Annotated in this window: 13 protein-coding genes; 9 read left to right on the top strand and 4 right to left on the bottom strand. The window is 33.6% G+C overall.

The features are described from left to right. Positions 1 to 361 precede the first annotated feature (361 nt). From KCG49_RS05355 to KCG49_RS05345, 3 genes are all read left to right on the top strand, one after another. Entirely contained in the window at positions 362 to 904 is a 543-nt protein-coding gene (locus tag KCG49_RS05355; protein WP_218545167.1) for an RNA polymerase sigma factor, read from the top strand. Positions 905 to 987: 83 nt separating this feature from the next. Next, positions 988 to 1,491 (top strand): hypothetical protein, encoded by a 504-nt coding sequence (locus tag KCG49_RS05350; RefSeq protein ID WP_218545166.1) that lies wholly within the window; start codon positions 988 to 990, stop codon positions 1,489 to 1,491. A 16-nt stretch (positions 1,492 to 1,507) separates the two neighbouring features. Further along, positions 1,508 to 1,960, top strand: a complete 453-nt coding sequence (locus KCG49_RS05345; protein ID WP_218545165.1) for a sensor of ECF-type sigma factor — start codon at positions 1,508 to 1,510, stop codon at positions 1,958 to 1,960. Between the two features lie 60 nt (positions 1,961 to 2,020). Here the strand turns inward: KCG49_RS05345 and KCG49_RS05340 are convergent, their stop codons facing one another. The 4 genes from KCG49_RS05340 to KCG49_RS05325 all read right to left on the bottom strand — a co-directional run bounded on the left by KCG49_RS05340 (position 2,021) and on the right by KCG49_RS05325 (position 4,643). Then, a complete protein-coding gene (locus KCG49_RS05340) occupies positions 2,021 to 3,076 on the bottom strand; it encodes a WD40/YVTN/BNR-like repeat-containing protein (protein WP_218545164.1) in 1,056 nt (351 codons plus the stop codon). A gap of 167 nt (positions 3,077 to 3,243) precedes the next feature. Beyond that, positions 3,244 to 3,699, bottom strand: a complete 456-nt coding sequence (locus KCG49_RS05335; protein ID WP_218545163.1) for a hypothetical protein — start codon at positions 3,697 to 3,699, stop codon at positions 3,244 to 3,246. An 11-nt stretch (positions 3,700 to 3,710) separates the two neighbouring features. Further along, positions 3,711 to 4,022, bottom strand: coding sequence for a hypothetical protein (locus KCG49_RS05330; RefSeq protein WP_218545162.1), 312 nt, complete (start codon positions 4,020 to 4,022; stop codon positions 3,711 to 3,713). Between the two features lie 42 nt (positions 4,023 to 4,064). After that, positions 4,065 to 4,643 carry an RNA polymerase sigma factor gene (locus KCG49_RS05325; RefSeq protein WP_218545161.1) on the bottom strand — a complete coding sequence of 193 codons (579 nt, stop codon included), beginning with the start codon at positions 4,641 to 4,643 and terminating at the stop codon, positions 4,065 to 4,067. Positions 4,644 to 4,882: 239 nt separating this feature from the next. On the opposite strand from KCG49_RS05325, the gene KCG49_RS05320 reads away from it, so the two are divergent. From KCG49_RS05320 to KCG49_RS05295, 6 genes are all read left to right on the top strand, one after another. Beyond that, positions 4,883 to 6,094, top strand: coding sequence for an RsmB/NOP family class I SAM-dependent RNA methyltransferase (locus KCG49_RS05320; RefSeq protein ID WP_218545160.1), 1,212 nt, complete (start codon positions 4,883 to 4,885; stop codon positions 6,092 to 6,094). A 103-nt stretch (positions 6,095 to 6,197) separates the two neighbouring features. Beyond that, on the top strand, positions 6,198 to 8,054 hold the full coding sequence (locus KCG49_RS05315) for an endonuclease (RefSeq protein WP_218545159.1): 1,857 nt from the start codon (positions 6,198 to 6,200) through the stop codon (positions 8,052 to 8,054). A 174-nt stretch (positions 8,055 to 8,228) separates the two neighbouring features. Further along, positions 8,229 to 11,909 (top strand): phosphoribosylformylglycinamidine synthase, encoded by a 3,681-nt coding sequence (gene purL, locus KCG49_RS05310; protein ID WP_218545158.1) that lies wholly within the window; start codon positions 8,229 to 8,231, stop codon positions 11,907 to 11,909. A gap of 383 nt (positions 11,910 to 12,292) precedes the next feature. Next, on the top strand, positions 12,293 to 14,068 hold the full coding sequence (locus KCG49_RS05305) for an AMP-dependent synthetase/ligase (protein WP_218545157.1): 1,776 nt from the start codon (positions 12,293 to 12,295) through the stop codon (positions 14,066 to 14,068). Between the two features lie 120 nt (positions 14,069 to 14,188). Next, a complete protein-coding gene (locus KCG49_RS05300; protein ID WP_218545156.1) occupies positions 14,189 to 14,611 on the top strand; it encodes a hypothetical protein in 423 nt (140 codons plus the stop codon). Continuing rightward, entirely contained in the window at positions 14,604 to 15,650 is a 1,047-nt protein-coding gene (locus KCG49_RS05295) for a response regulator transcription factor (RefSeq protein ID WP_218545155.1), read from the top strand. Before KCG49_RS05300 ends, KCG49_RS05295 begins: the two co-directional genes overlap by 8 nt. Positions 15,651 to 15,698: the final 48 nt, after the last annotated feature.

Raw genomic sequence — 15,698 nt, 5'->3', positions numbered from 1 at the left:
TAGAAACAGAACTAACCTATGAGCTATTGTATTTATTCTGCTGGTTATAACACCAAAAATAACAGTTCAATAGATACTTTGCTAAAAATCAAAAAGAGTGCACTTTTACATGCACTCTTCTCATTTCGTTATCAGATTTGGGGAAACTGATAACAGTTAATAGGTTAAGCTGTGTCAAACATATAATAAATAATAGTACTAAACAAGAAAAAAATGCTTTTTATCGATTTTTTTTGCTTTTTATCGAATTTAAATTTATTAAATATTTGATAATCAGCATATAACACATATTGACTAAATTAAAAATTTCATCCATTAAACTTTTAGTAATTTAACAAGTCTAAATACCAAAGTAAATTACTTGATTAGCGAATCAGAATTCATATTACGACTTCAAGACCCTAAATCTAAAGAAAAGGCTTTTAGAGAACTTATGAAACTCTATAAAGAACGCTTGTACTGGCATATACGAAAGATTGTTATCTCTCATGACGATGCAGACGATGTGTTACAAAACACCTTTATCAAAGTATACCGAAGCATAGATAAATTTAAAGGAGAAAGCAAACTGTATTCTTGGCTATATAGAATAGCCACCAACGAGTCTATTACGCATATCAATAAAAATGCAAAGCGTTTACAAATTACGAATGAAGAACATCAGACCCATGCCATTAATAATTTAACTGCAGATGTATATTTTGAAGGAGATGAGATTCAATTAAAATTACAGAAAGCCATTGCCACTTTACCACAAAAGCAGCAATTAGTATTTAATATGAAGTATTTTGATGACTTAAAATATAGAGAAATCGCAGATATTTTAGAAACAAGTGAAGGTGCGCTAAAAGCATCATATCATATTGCAGTAAAGAAAATTGAAACCTTTTTAAAGTCCGATTAAACTATTTTATTAATTTGAAGTCATATATACACAGACGTTGTACCGTTGAATAGAAACAAATACTGAATAGAGTTCAGCATAAAATGAAAAAAGACAAATTACATAACATAAAAAAGACAGGTTATAAAACACCTGACAACTACTTTGAGTCTTTTGAAAACAGATTCTTTGAGCGTCTATCTGAAGGAAAATCGGTAGAAGACATTAAAGATTCCGGTTATACTGTACCAAAAAACTATTTTGATTCCGTTGAGGGTAATGTGCTTAACAAAATACATACTAATGAAACATCTGTTGTAAAATTAAAGTCTAGACAGTCTTTTTATTACATTGCTGGTATTGCCGCATCTTTAGTTTTACTGATTGCCATATTCCTTAATAATGATGTGCCTGAAGAATCATTATCGATAGAAATGGTAGAAACCTATATAGAAAACAGAGATTTAGACAGTTATGAGTTGGCACAACTTTTATCTGATGCCGATTTATTGGAGGACGATTTTACAATTACAAATACGCCATACCAAGAAGAGAATCTAGAAAACTATCTTCTCGATAATGCAGATATAGAAACTTATTTAGAATAATCAATAAAGTATAAAAATGAAAAAATTAATCCCAATACTCATTTTATTTATAAGCCTTTCAGCTTTTGCCCAACGTGATGGTAAAATGGGAGAGCGTATTAAAGCTCAAAAAATAGCATTTATTACAGAAAAACTGAGTTTAACTTCTGAAGAAGCTCAGCAGTTTTGGCCTATTTACAATACATATGAAGATAGAGTACAAAAAATTAGATCTGAAGATTTAAAACCCTTAAAAATAGAAATGCGAGATGGTGAAGTATCTGATAAAAGAGCCGATGAAATATTAGAACAATTGATGAAAGCAGAATCTGATATGCATGATGCTAAAATTCAACTTGTTAAAGATTTAAAGAAGGTTATTCCCTCAAAAAAAATCATAAAGCTCAAAGCAGCTGAAGATCAGTTTAACAGAAAACTTTTGGAACGTCTCAAAAATATGCGTGAAAAGCGTGAACATAATAGAAACTAATATCTGAATAAATATTATTCTGAATACAATGACAAATTAATTCATTTTTAAGAACACCTTTTATTCTCTAAAAGTCAATTTAGAAACTCTACCTTTTCCAGCAGCATAAGCTACAGAATCGTTTAAAAACCGAATGGTATAAAATCCTTCGTCACTTAGGTGTTTCCATGTATCTCCAGCATTGTTACTATAATCAATACCTTTAAAACCAATGGATACCAGCTCTTTCGCATTACTATTTGGCACATATTGCACACAACTTCTATAACCTGGCCTTTTTCCGTCTGCAACTACCTGCCAAGTTTTTCCACCATCTTTCGTTCTAACTTTATTTGCTAAAGTAGCATTGGGCTTTGTATAGTCACCACCAATAGCAAAGCCATTCTTTTCGTCATAAAAATCTACAGAATACATGCCTGTGGTTTCCTTGCCTTGCACAATTGGTGTTTCAAAGATTTGCCATGTTTTGCCTTTATCTGATGAATATAAAATCCTGCTTACTTTACCGCCTGTGGCTACCCAAGTATGATTACCAACAATAGCAATATTAGTATCACTCGCAGCAAAGGCGGCCTCACCTTCTTTAGATTTGGGCAAATCATCGCAAGAAAGTTTATTCCATGTCTCTCCTCCATCTCTTGTTATAATAATACTCATACAATCTTCCGTTGGATCACCGATAGCAATCCCTTCTTGATCATTCCAAAAATCTATGGAATCGTAGAAGGCTTTTGGGTGGTTTTCTTTATAAACCAGTTTTAAAGAATCAGAAATTTTGAACACTAATGCGGGCGAACCTATTCCTAAAGCAAAACCGGCTTTATTGGTGATCGCTAATGATCTAAAGTTTGGTTTAATAGTATCATGCCCTAAATAATAAGATAAACTCGCATTTTCCTTACCATAAATATCTAGTGAATTCCCACCTATAGAGCCATTTGATGTAGCAAAACTAACGGTTCCACTGACTTCTACTTCTAATGCCCTAACATTCAAAAGAGAATCTTGAATTAGATGTTCAATTTCAACTTTAGAAATATTTCTATGCTTGGCTGGTTCCTTAGGCCTACATGAACTCAAACAAGTAAGAAATAAACAAAGGATTATAGATTTCATAATGTTCTGATTTCCCCTAAAAATAAAAAAGCTTTACGATATAACCGTAAAGCTCTTCAAATTAACAACAATCAATCAAACTTTAAACTAACGTATTCGATTTAGTTACATTTTGTATTTATTTTAAATATGTTTAACTTAACTAATATTTGCCATATTAAAATAATTTAATTCCTTCCTCGATATTTACCTTTGTGACCACGCCTCTTCATTGCATCCCCAACAATTTTTGAAAATCGCTCTTTTTGTTCCGCATTACAAATACCTCTTACTTTTTGAAGGTGCCTAAAGACTTCCATATCCCTTTCCTTTTCTTTAACGGCAATTAAATCAGTTATGGAATCTAAATAAGCCTGTGGAACACCATCATCAGAAATTTTTGAAAACATGGCTCCTTTCAAGTTCATTATTTCTTTAGAAACGGATTTCATCTTATCAAAATGTAAATCACTAACAGAATCATAATCACTCATTTGCTTTTCATCAAAATTTAATTCTTTTACGATAAAATATCCTGGCTTATGCCCTTTTCTAAAATTTTTGCACAAATAGTGCACTAGGAAAAATCCATTAGAAATGATAAGAAATATTAATAGAATGTAGAGTACAGTTTGCTTTTTCATAATGAGATAAATTAAAAAATAGTGCTGCCATTATCTTCAACCAAATTATAGGCTTCTATAAATTCATCCACAGAAGCATTGTAATCTTCAGCATCTAAATTGATACATGTATAGATATTCAGTACCATAAAAACTACCAAAATTATAAATTGTAAACTTGGTGTAAACCATGACCATAAATTATCCATTTCAACGGTATCAGTATTATTGGTACTAGCGAGAATTCTATCTTTTAAAAAAGATGATACTCTAACGTCTTCAATAGTTTCTATAGCGTCTAACGTTGCTTTTACTTTTTTATCAATTTCAGGATTAGACATCATATTGTTTTGTTATATAGATGCATAAGTTAAAAATAACTTGTGCTAAAATTCAGTTTTATAATAGTTTTCTAGTCGTTTTTGTAAGTTCTTCTTTGCCCTAAACATTATTGATTCAACAGAAGAAAGGCTTTTATTGGTTATAACTGCAATTTCTTGATAACTCTTACCATCTAGCTTATGCAATGTAAACACAACACATTGGCTCTCTGGCAAACTATTGATTGCCCTAAACAAAGTTTCATTTAATTCTTTGTTTTCCAATAAAAACCCCGGATGGTTAAACTCTGTAAAGTAATTGGTCTTATCTATTGAAAAATCATCGCTAAACAAAGGTCTAAGAAAGCCTGAGCGTTTCTTAGTATTTCTTTTTCTAATGAATTCTAAACACTTATTCGTTGTAATTCTGTAAATCCATGTTGATAATTTAGAATTGCCCTTGAACTTGTGGATAGAATCAAAAACTTCCAAAAACACCTCTTGTACTAAGTCCTCAGCATCTTCCTTATTAGGGACAAAAGACATACAAGTCCCAAAAATTTTTTGCTGATAACTATCAATTAGCTTAGAAAATACAATAGTATTTTTCAGTTTTAGTTGTTCTATTATAGTCTCTTCAGTCAAACTCTAATTTAAAATTAGTACAATTAGATTTAGATGCAAACACAACAAAAAACTTGCGCAAATAATTTACAATAAAAGATTACACTTTATAATGTCCACTACTTTGTATCTCAACTTTTATATTACCTTTGCGTGCTCTTTATCAGCCACCAATATAATCATATCGAACAATTGCTTAAATGTACGTAACCAACATTATATCTGGTTAACTGGAAACTGAGACTGAAAACTTAATAAAAATGCGATTACACAGAAATTTATGCTTTGCAGTAATTGACGGTTTACATAAAATCTTCAATGAAGGCGAATATGCCGATAAAGTGATACAGCAATTGCTAAAGCGAGATAAGCGTTGGGGAAGTCGCGATCGTGGTTTTGTAGCAGAAACGGTTTATAGTATTGTCCGTTATCAAAGACTCTATGCAGAAATTGCTAATGTAAAAGCCCCTTACGATAGAGATAATCTCTGGCGTATTTTTGCTGTCTGGGCAACACTGAAAGGCATTAAACTACCCGATTGGAAATACTTTACGGATACACCTACCCGAAAAATCAAAGGGCGCTTTGATGAATTGTCTAAAATTAGGAAGTATCGCGAGAGTGTACCAGATTGGATGGATGACTTAGGAATTAAAGAACTAGGCGAAAATATATGGACAGATGAAATCGCCATGCAAAATGAGCAAGCCGATGTCATTCTAAGAGTAAACACCCTAAAAACCAATAAAAAAGATTTGCAGCTTAAACTTCAATCTGAAGATATAGAAACTGAAACATTACCAAACCATCCTTATGCTCTAAAATTAAGAGAACGTGCAAATGTTTTTAAAACCGAAGCTTTTAAAAATGGTTGGTTCGAGGTACAAGATGCATCCTCACAACTCGTAGCCGACTTTTTGGATGTAAAACCAGGCATGAAAGTTGTTGATGTTTGTGCAGGTGCTGGTGGAAAAACATTACACTTAGCAGCCTTAATGCAAAATAAGGGTCAAGTTATTGCTATGGATATTTACGAAAGTAAATTGAAAAAACTCAAGATTAGAGCACGTCGCAACGGTGTTCATAATATTGAGATGAAAGTCATTGACTCTACCAAGCCTATTAAAAAACTATATGGAAAGGCAGATCGCCTATTGATTGATGCACCGTGTTCCGGTTTGGGTGTTTTAAGACGTAATCCAGATGCTAAGTGGAAACTCACACCAGAGTTTATTGATAATATTAAGAAAACACAATCTGAAGTTTTAGAACAATACTCAAAAATGGTTAAACCTGGCGGAAAAATGGTTTATGCCACCTGTTCTATTTTACCATCAGAAAATGAAAAACAAGTTGATAATTTCTTAACTTCGGAAAGCGGTAAAGAGTTTAAACTTGCAAAGGATAAAAAAATATTAGCACATAAATCTGGTTATGATGGCTTTTACATGGCATTATTAGAAAAGAAATAATCTAAAAAATACTATACCGTAATGGGCATTTGGCAAATAAAGGTCGTTAATACCTACCAATATGATTAGTGATTTAAAACCGATTTTGTAAAAATTTAAATAGATGAAACACATTTACATTTTACTATTAGCAATATTAACATCAGCATTGGGATTTGCTCAAATACCTGCTGGTTATTACGATCATGCTACCGGTACTGGATATACCTTAAAAACACAATTAAAACGAATCATTAATGATATTGATGATCCTGAAATAAACAATACTATTGAAGAAGAGCACAATCAGCAGACCTACAACTCGTTAGATCCTTTTAACGCTACTTACGAAAGAGATTTCTATTACGAGGTTAATGGAGATAACACCATTTTAGATATGTACTCTGAAAATCCAAATGGAAATGATCCCTATAATTATTCTCCTGTTTCGGATGAATGTGGCAACTTCAATAGCGAAGGTGATTGCTATAATAAAGAGCATGTTATCCCACAGTCAGTATTTAATTCGCAATTACCAATGTATAGTGATGCGCATCATTTAATTCCAACTGATGGTCGTGTTAACGGATTTAGAAGTAATTTTCCATTTGGACGTGTTGATGATAATCAATTAGTAAACCAATCCGGAATTTCTAACCCGACCCAAAACGGATCTAAACTTGGAAACAATCTAAACAGTGGATATTCCGCTGGATATTCTGCAACAGTATTTGAACCGATTGACGAATTTAAAGGAGATATAGCTCGAATTTATTTCTATTTCGTAACACGTTATGAAGATCAAATTTCATCTTGGGACGCTTATCCTATGTTTGATGGAAGTTCAGATAAAGCCATCGCAGATCCTTTCTTAAGTATTTTGATTACGTGGCATCAAAATGATCCTGTGTCACAAAAAGAAATTGACAGAAATAACAATATTTACTACAATCATCAAAATAACAGAAATCCCTTTGTAGACAATCCTCAATATGTGGATTTAATTTGGAATACTACCCCAGACACTGAAGCTCCTTCTGATCCAATCAACTTAGTAGCTTCAAACCCAACAGATACTACTGTAGATTTAGACTGGACGGCATCCACTGATAATGTTGGGGTCACTTCTTACGATATTTATATCGATGGCTCGTTTGTTTTTAACACTGGTAGTGTTTCCAATAACACAATAGCTACTGGCTTATCCGCAGATACACTGTATTGTTTTACTATAAAAGCGAGAGATGCCGCTGGTAATGAATCTAACTTTAGCAATCAGTCTTGCGAAGTTACCACAGACAATGGCAATACAAATTTAAATTGTATCAACGAGACCTTTGAGAACATACCTGCTGCTTCGAGTCAATATTCAGATTTTTCCTGGGTTGGCAGTGATGGTTTTACATTCAATGCCACTGATGCCAGAACAGACCAGACTCTAGATGGTAGAGCTATAACCATAAGAAATGGGACATTGCAATATACAGATAACTTCAGTGATTTAATTGAAACTGTTACGGTAACAACTCAACGTGTTTTTAGTGGCGATTCTGGTACGTTTGATTTGGTAGTTAATGGAAATATTGTAGGAACAATTCCTTATAATGACACGCCAACTACAACAACAATCAATGTAGATATAAACCCATTCAATACTTTGAACATCAATAATAATAGCAATCCATCAAATAGAGTAAGATTTGACAATTTATCTTGGACTTGTGGCATACTAAGCGCAACAGAATTTAAGGATCAAAATATTAATATATTTCCAAACCCTATAAAATCTCTGTTAAACATCAACTTAAAATCTGATGTAGAAACCAATGTAGAAATCTATGATGTTTTAGGCAAACGTGTCTATACCAAAATGATAAATACATCCAAAGCATTAAATTTACAGGCCTTGAAAAATGGAATTTATATCTTAAAAATATCTCAAGAAAATTCTAGTATTACTAAACGATTAGTTAAGAATTAATATCTTAACGTTAAACAATACAAGCAGTTGATTACTGAGCATAGTTGAAGTACAGCTGCTTTTTTGTTTAAAACTTGTTGAATACTTCACTATTTGGATTTCAATATTTGATTAGAATATCACAAAATGGATTAACTTTGTGTTTTTATTTTTCACACCAAACACAAAACCTAAATGATTCATTTCTTTGGAAACCAAAACAGTAAAGTTTTTGCTGTTCAAGCCCGCCTAGATGACGACGGGCAGGCAACAAAAGAATTATCGACTGAAACCATTTCTAAACTCACATGGCTATTTGGCAATCAGCCAAAAATAGAAAAAGCATCAATTGATGCTTTTTTTGTTGGCCCAAGAGCAGCCATGATCACCCCTTGGAGTACCAATGCTGTTGAAATAACTCAGAACATGGGTATTTCAGATATTTTAAGAATTGAAGAGTTTACATCAGTAACTGAAGATTTCAAAGGTTTTGACCCAATGATCTCTGAAAAATTTTCGTGTCTCAACCAAGATATATTCACTATCAACATAGAGCCTGAAGCTATCCAAAATATACATGATATAGCTGCTTATAACTTGCAAGAAGGTTTGGCTCTTAGTGATGAAGAAGTCGAGTATTTAGAAAATGTTTCAAAAAGAATAGGGAGACCTTTAACAGATTCTGAGGTTTTTGGATTTTCGCAAGTCAATTCAGAGCACTGCCGTCACAAAATATTCAACGGTACATTTGTTATTGACAATGTAGAAAAAGAAACATCCTTATTTAAACTTATAAAGGAAACCTCAAAACAAAATCCTAACGATATTGTTTCGGCCTATAAGGACAATGTAGCCTTTATAAAAGGACCAGTTGTTGAGCAATTTGCCCCTCAACGTGCCGATATTCCAGATTATTACGCTACAAAAGATTTTGAATCTGTTATTTCATTAAAAGCCGAAACACACAACTTCCCAACAACAGTAGAGCCTTTTAATGGTGCAGCTACAGGTTCTGGCGGCGAAATTAGAGATCGATTAGCTGGTGGAAAAGGGTCTGTTCCTTTGGCTGGTACTGCGGTCTATATGACATCTTATTCTCGCTTAAATGATGAGCGTCCGTGGGAAAAAGTATTTCCTGAGCGTAAATGGTTGTACCAAACACCAATGGATATTCTCATAAAAGCTTCAAACGGAGCTTCGGACTTTGGGAATAAATTTGGTCAACCTTTAATCTGTGGTTCGGTCTTAACTTTTGAACATCAAGAACAAGGAGATAAGCTGGGCTATGACAAGGTTATTATGCAAGCTGGAGGTATTGGCTATGGCAAATTAGATCAGGCCATAAAAGACACGCCTGTAGCAGGTGATAAAATCGTTGTTCTCGGTGGAGATAATTATAGAATTGGCATGGGAGGTGCGGCAGTTTCTTCTGCTGATACAGGCGAGTTTGCCTCAGGAATTGAGCTTAACGCAGTTCAACGTTCTAATCCTGAAATGCAAAAACGTGCAGCCAATGTTGTACGTGGTATGGTGGAAAGCAATGACAATCAGATTATTTCCATACACGATCATGGGGCTGGTGGCCATCTCAACTGCCTTTCCGAACTTATTGAAGACACAGGTGGTTGCATAGACTTAGACCAATTGCCAGTTGGTGACCCAACACTTTCGGCAAAAGAAATTATTGGTAACGAATCCCAAGAACGTATGGGATTACTGATCGCAGAGAAAAACCTTGACCATATTGGTAAAATTGCACAGCGTGAAAGATCTCCGCTCTATACTGTTGGAGATGTTACAGACGATAAACATTTTTGTTTTGAATCTAAAACCAACGGAGATAAGCCAATGGATTTGGCTTTGGAAGATATGTTTGGCAGTTCTCCAAAAACGATAATGAAAGATAATACCGTAGAAAAAAACTATAGTGACCTTTCTTATAATAAAGATAATTTCTACCATTATTTAGATCAAGTTTTACAACTCGAAGCCGTAGCATGTAAAGATTGGTTGACAAATAAAGTAGATCGCTGTGTTGGTGGTAAAGTAGCCAAGCAGCAATGCGTTGGACCACTACAATTACCTCTAAACAATGTTGGTGTTATGGCTCTTGACTTTAAAGGAAAGGAAGGAATAGCAACATCCATTGGGCATTCACCAATTTCAGGATTAATTAATCCAGTTGCTGGAAGCAGAAATTCAATTACCGAAGCTTTGACCAATATAATTTGGGCACCATTAAAAGAGGGTTTAAAAAGTGTATCGTTATCTGCAAATTGGATGTGGCCTTGTAAAAATGAAGGTGAAGATGCCAGATTATATAAAGCTGTCGAGGCAGTTTCAGAATTTGCAATTGATTTGGGCATCAATGTACCTACAGGAAAGGATTCACTGTCCATGAAACAGAAATATCCTGATGGTGATGTTATATCTCCAGGCACAGTTATTATTTCAGCTGCTGCCAACTGTAACGATATTACAAAAGTTGTAGAACCTGTTTTTCAACATGGAAAAGGCTCAATATACTATATCAACATATCGCAAGACGCTTATAAACTCGGAGGCAGTTCTTTTGCACAGATTAATAATAAAATAGGAAATACGACACCTTCGGTAAAAAGTGCGTCTTATGTAAAAAAGGTATTCAATACCATTCAGAAATTAATTAAAGATAATCAAATTGTTGCAGGACACGATGTGGCTTCAGGAGGATTGATTACAACATTATTAGAGCTTTGTTTTGCCGATAATAATATTGGTGCAGAATTAGATATCACAAGTCTTAATGAAAAAGATGCGTTTAAGGTATTATTTGCCGAAAATGCAGGTATTGTCATTCAATCAAAAGATGCTTCAATTGAAGCAGAATTATCGGAAGCAAATATTGAATTCTGCAAAATAGGTGACGTAACCCAAAGTGATCTTTTGGGTGTCATCAATGGCGACCAAGTGTTTACAATGACTGTCTCTCGATTAAGAGACGTGTGGTATAAAACTTCGCTTCTACTCGACCGTAAACAAACTGCAAATGATTTAGCAGATGTGCGATTTGAAAATTATAAAAATCAACCTTTACAATATAGGTTTCCAGCAAATTTTACAGGTCAACTTCCACAAGTAAATTCAGTAAGACCAAAAGCTGCAATATTAAGAGAAAAAGGAAGCAACTCAGAACGCGAAATGGCAAATGCCATGTATTTGGCTGGATTTGACGTTAAGGACGTACATATGACCGATTTAATTTCTGGTAGAGAAACTTTAGAGGATATTCAGTTTTTAGGTGCTGTTGGCGGCTTTAGTAATTCTGATGTCTTAGGTTCTGCAAAAGGTTGGGCTGGAGCTATAAAATACAATGAAAAGGCCAATAAAGTCATAAAAGATTTTTTTGCCCGAGAAGATACTCTGTCTGTTGGTATATGTAATGGCTGTCAACTTTGGATGGAGTTAGATCTAATTAATCCAGACCATAAAGTTCATGGCAAAATGATTCATAACGATTCTCAAAAACACGAGAGTGCCTTTACATCGGTAAAAATTCAGAAAAATAATTCTGTAATGCTATCCACTTTAGAAGGTACAACTTTAGGAGTCTGGATTTCTCATGGAGAAGGAAAGTTTAGCCTTCCTTATTCTGAAGACCAATACGATATTGTGGCAAAATATAGCTATGATGGCTATCCACATAACCCTAATGGTTCAGATTTCAACACAGCAATGCTATGTGATGCCACAGGAAGACATTTAGTAACTATGCCACATATTGAGCGATCAACGTTTCAATGGAATTGGGCAAATTACCCTGAAGGCAGAAAGGATGATGTCTCTCCTTGGTTAGAAGCTTTTGTAAATGCAAGACTATGGATAGAAAACAAATAATACAAAAACTGTATTAAAAGCTCGAAAGCATTTCTTGTAACAATTACTTAAAGATTATTTAAAAATCTAATTACCCAACTTTAAAAAATATTCAAATAAAATTTCGATAATTTACATTATTTGGTCATAAATTGTTTTTACATTTGACCTGGTACTTTTTTACTAATGATATTGATTAATCACTTAGGGTTATTACTTAAATTTTATTAGTAGTTAGGGTGAAAAGTATCATAATTCAAAAGGGCTTTAACTTATTAAAGCCCTTTTACCATACCATAGACCAAAATCTTTTCAAAGCTGATTAATTTCAGTACTTCAGAATAATTAATCTTAATTTTCTTATTTTCGTAAAACTCCTAATAATATTTTGCTGATTTAAGATTATGACAGAAGTAACACGCCTTTTCGATTTCCCATATTATCAACTCAAGCACAAGCCAAGTCAAAGTGCTTTGGTAACCAAGTATGACGGTAAATGGACTCCGATGTCCACTAAAGAATATTTAGACAAGGCAAACACCGTGAGTCGCGCACTTTTAAAAATGGGAGTTCAGAAAAATGATAAAATAGCTATTATTTCTTCTACAAACAGAACGGAATGGAATATTATGGATATTGGAATCCTACAAACTGGGGCTCAAAATATTCCAATCTACCCAACCATTTCTGCTGAGGATTATGAATACGTATTAAACCATAGCGGATCGATTTATTGCTTTGTTTCGGATGAAGAGGTTCTTGAAAAGGTAAGAAAAGTACAAGCTAATACCATTGTTAAGGAGGTTTATTCATTTAATCATATTGAAGGCTGTAAGCACTATTCAGAATTATTCGAACTCGGTAAAGATGAAATCAATCAACCTGAGGTTGAAGCCAGAAAAGATGCTGTAAAGCCAGATGATCTGGCAACCATCATCTATACATCTGGTACTACAGGAAAACCAAAAGGTGTTATGTTATCGCATTGGAATATAACAAGCAATGTTCTAGATAGCTCACCAAGAGTACCGCTTCCACCATCGGGAGAAACACGCGTATTAAGTTTTTTACCAATATGCCATATTTTTGAGCGTGTACTAATTTATGTTTATCAATATGCCGGAACTTCAATTTACTTTGCTGAAGCATTGGATAAAATTGGAGATAACGCTAAAGAAATTAATCCCAATCTAATGAGTGTTGTACCTCGATTACTAGAAAAAGTATTCGATAAAATAATGCTTAAAGGTGAAGAACTCTCAGGAATAAAGAAAGGATTGTTTTTCTGGGCAGTAGGCTTAGGCGAACGTTGGGAGCCATATGGTAAAAATGGTGCTTGGTATGAGTTTCAGTTAAAAATAGCTAGCAAACTCATTTTTAGTAAATGGAGGGATGCGCTTGGTGGCCAATTGAGTACTATGGTATCAGGCAGTGCCGCTTTACAGCCTCGATTGGCAAGGGTATTTGGTGCCGCAGGAATGAAAGTTATGGAAGGTTACGGTTTAACCGAAACATCACCAGTGGTTTCCGTTGGCAAGTATAAGGATAGCCATTATAAAATAGGGACTGTAGGAAAACCGATCAACAATGTTGAAGTTAAGATTGCCGATGATGGAGAAATTCTAATAAAAGGACCAAATGTTATGCTAGGCTATTACAAGGATCCAGAAAAAACAGCTAGTGTAATGACCGATGATTATTTTCATACTGGCGATAAAGGCGAAATTGATGAAGACGGCTTCCTAAAAATAACGGGACGTAAAAAAGAAATGTTTAAAACCTCTGGTGGTAAATACATCATCCCGACGTTATTAGAGAATGACCTAAAACAGTCCTTGTTCATAGAACAAGTAATGGTTATTGGTGAAGGTGAAAAAATGCCTGGTGCCATTATTCAGCCAAATTTTGATTTTGTAAGAGATTGGATTGACCATAAAGGACATACCATTGGTAAAAGTGAACAGGAAATTTCTGCTTCAGAAATTGTCATTAAACGTATCCAAAAAGAAGTTGACAAATACAATAAGAACTTTGGAAAATGGGAACAAATTAAGCGTTTTGAACTCACACCAGATGCTTGGACTATTGATGCAGGTCACCTTACACCCACTATGAAAATGAAACGAAGCATTATCAAAGAAAAGTACGATGCACTCTACGAAAAAATCTACAGACCTTAGAATATTTAAAGGATTAGCACGTTTTTAAAACTTTATTACTACCTTTTTCAGACCTATGAAATTTTAAAAGTACTACGCATTAAAATAGCTTTGTAGTATTAATTTTAAATTTTATCAATCATGAAAAAATCAATTCAATTTTTTGCTTGCTTATTCCTATTTACAACACTATTGCAAGCACAACAACAAAGTCAGCATAGTTGTAATGCTGTATCCCTAAACCGTACCATTCAATTTGATGACAGTTCAGATCAAGAAAACATAGTCATTGATGTTTCCAAAAACACCAGTAAAATGCACGTTAGTATAAACAGTACTGTAAAATCTGGTTACTTAACTGTAGAACTTTACGACCCTAAAGGAAATAAAAAGGGTAATTTTTCTATCGAAAGCCAAGTTAACAGTTCACAAAAAAAAGAACAAGTCTGTGGTCAGATGCAAAAACATATTGATGATCCCATAAAAGGAAAATGGGTAATTAAACTTGTACCAAATAAAGTAATAGGAGACGTTTCAATTTGTACTTCTTTGCACGATGAATAGACCAAAAATCAACATTAATCACATTTGTTTTAGATCATTTGGGTTTTTGTTGTTCGCTATTTTTATATCGAATCAGTATTGCTTTTCACAATCAGAATCAAAAAACGGACTAAATCAATCAATTAAAGGTAAACTACAGTTAGATTCTATATGGAAACCTGTAGTTTACCTATCCCATATCCCATCTTTTACAGATATGTACACCATGTCTAATGAGATCATAATCGCAGATGCAAAAGTGGATAGCTCAGGTTATTTTTATCTTTCTACTGAGTCCTTACCTAAACAAGATAACCTATACAGGTTGCATCTTTCCAAAAAGGCATCACCAGCAGCTTCATTAATCATTGGAGGAAAAGAAGAGAATCATATTTTCCTTATTGCTAACAAGAACTCTAGCATTACCATTAACAATGCTACTAAAGATAGTTTGTTCTACAACTATAACATTAATGGATATCAACCAAATATTGATTTTAAGACGGTACACGATATTATAAACAATGATAATATAAGCGCTATAAAAGGAAATTTAAAAAAGGAGTTTATTAATAAAACCATATACGAAGAGCTTAGAAATATTGCAGATACAGCTTCGCACCCTATTGTTTCATTATATGCATTAACCAATAGTAAATTTGAATCTTCTTATTTAGAAAACCAAAAATTCTATGAGAGCTATCTCGAAAAATGGAAAAGTGAAAACTCATCTTATTTTAATGAGCTTCGTTCTAAGTTTCCAAAAGAAAATACCAATTCAACTTTTTGGATTGTAACTTCAGCAATCTTTTTCTTCTTATTGGGATACGTTATTAATTATATTGTTGGCTCGAGAAGAAAAAAAGCAAATAAACAATTAAAGCTATTAAGTGTTCAAGAACGGAAAATATATAGCTTATTAGTAGAGGGTAAATCTAATAAAGAAATTTCAGAAGAATTCAACATTGGTGTGAGCACTGTGAAATCACATGTGAGCTCTATTTACAATAAACTTAACATAAAATCGCGAAAAGATATTGTTAGTTTAAACAACATGTAAGCCTTTACCTACTGATTTACAATACTTTATGTATTTTGTTATATATTT

It is taken from the genome of Winogradskyella luteola (genome assembly GCF_019203985.1).
GTDB classification, from domain to species: domain Bacteria; phylum Bacteroidota; class Bacteroidia; order Flavobacteriales; family Flavobacteriaceae; genus Winogradskyella; species Winogradskyella luteola.
The sequence above is the reverse complement of the archived record's forward strand: the minus strand, read 5'-3'. Positions and strand labels throughout refer to the sequence as shown.

What these genes read in the sequence shown, in the direction of transcription:
- KCG49_RS05345 (WP_218545165.1), top strand. Translation starts at nt 1,508, where the DNA reads ATGAAAAAATTAATCCCAATACTCATTTTATTTATAAGCCTTTCAGCT.
- KCG49_RS05320 (WP_218545160.1), top strand. Translation starts at nt 4,883, where the DNA reads ATGCGATTACACAGAAATTTATGCTTTGCAGTAATTGACGGTTTACAT.
- KCG49_RS05300 (WP_218545156.1), top strand. Translation starts at nt 14,189, where the DNA reads ATGAAAAAATCAATTCAATTTTTTGCTTGCTTATTCCTATTTACAACA.
- KCG49_RS05305 (WP_218545157.1), top strand. Translation starts at nt 12,293, where the DNA reads ATGACAGAAGTAACACGCCTTTTCGATTTCCCATATTATCAACTCAAG.
- KCG49_RS05295 (WP_218545155.1), top strand. Translation starts at nt 14,604, where the DNA reads ATGAATAGACCAAAAATCAACATTAATCACATTTGTTTTAGATCATTT.
- KCG49_RS05340 (WP_218545164.1), bottom strand. Translation starts at nt 3,076, where the DNA reads ATGAAATCTATAATCCTTTGTTTATTTCTTACTTGTTTGAGTTCATGT.
- KCG49_RS05335 (WP_218545163.1), bottom strand. Translation starts at nt 3,699, where the DNA reads ATGAAAAAGCAAACTGTACTCTACATTCTATTAATATTTCTTATCATT.
- KCG49_RS05330 (WP_218545162.1), bottom strand. Translation starts at nt 4,022, where the DNA reads ATGATGTCTAATCCTGAAATTGATAAAAAAGTAAAAGCAACGTTAGAC.
- KCG49_RS05350 (WP_218545166.1), top strand. Translation starts at nt 988, where the DNA reads ATGAAAAAAGACAAATTACATAACATAAAAAAGACAGGTTATAAAACA.
- KCG49_RS05315 (WP_218545159.1), top strand. Translation starts at nt 6,198, where the DNA reads ATGAAACACATTTACATTTTACTATTAGCAATATTAACATCAGCATTG.
- purL (WP_218545158.1), top strand. Translation starts at nt 8,229, where the DNA reads ATGATTCATTTCTTTGGAAACCAAAACAGTAAAGTTTTTGCTGTTCAA.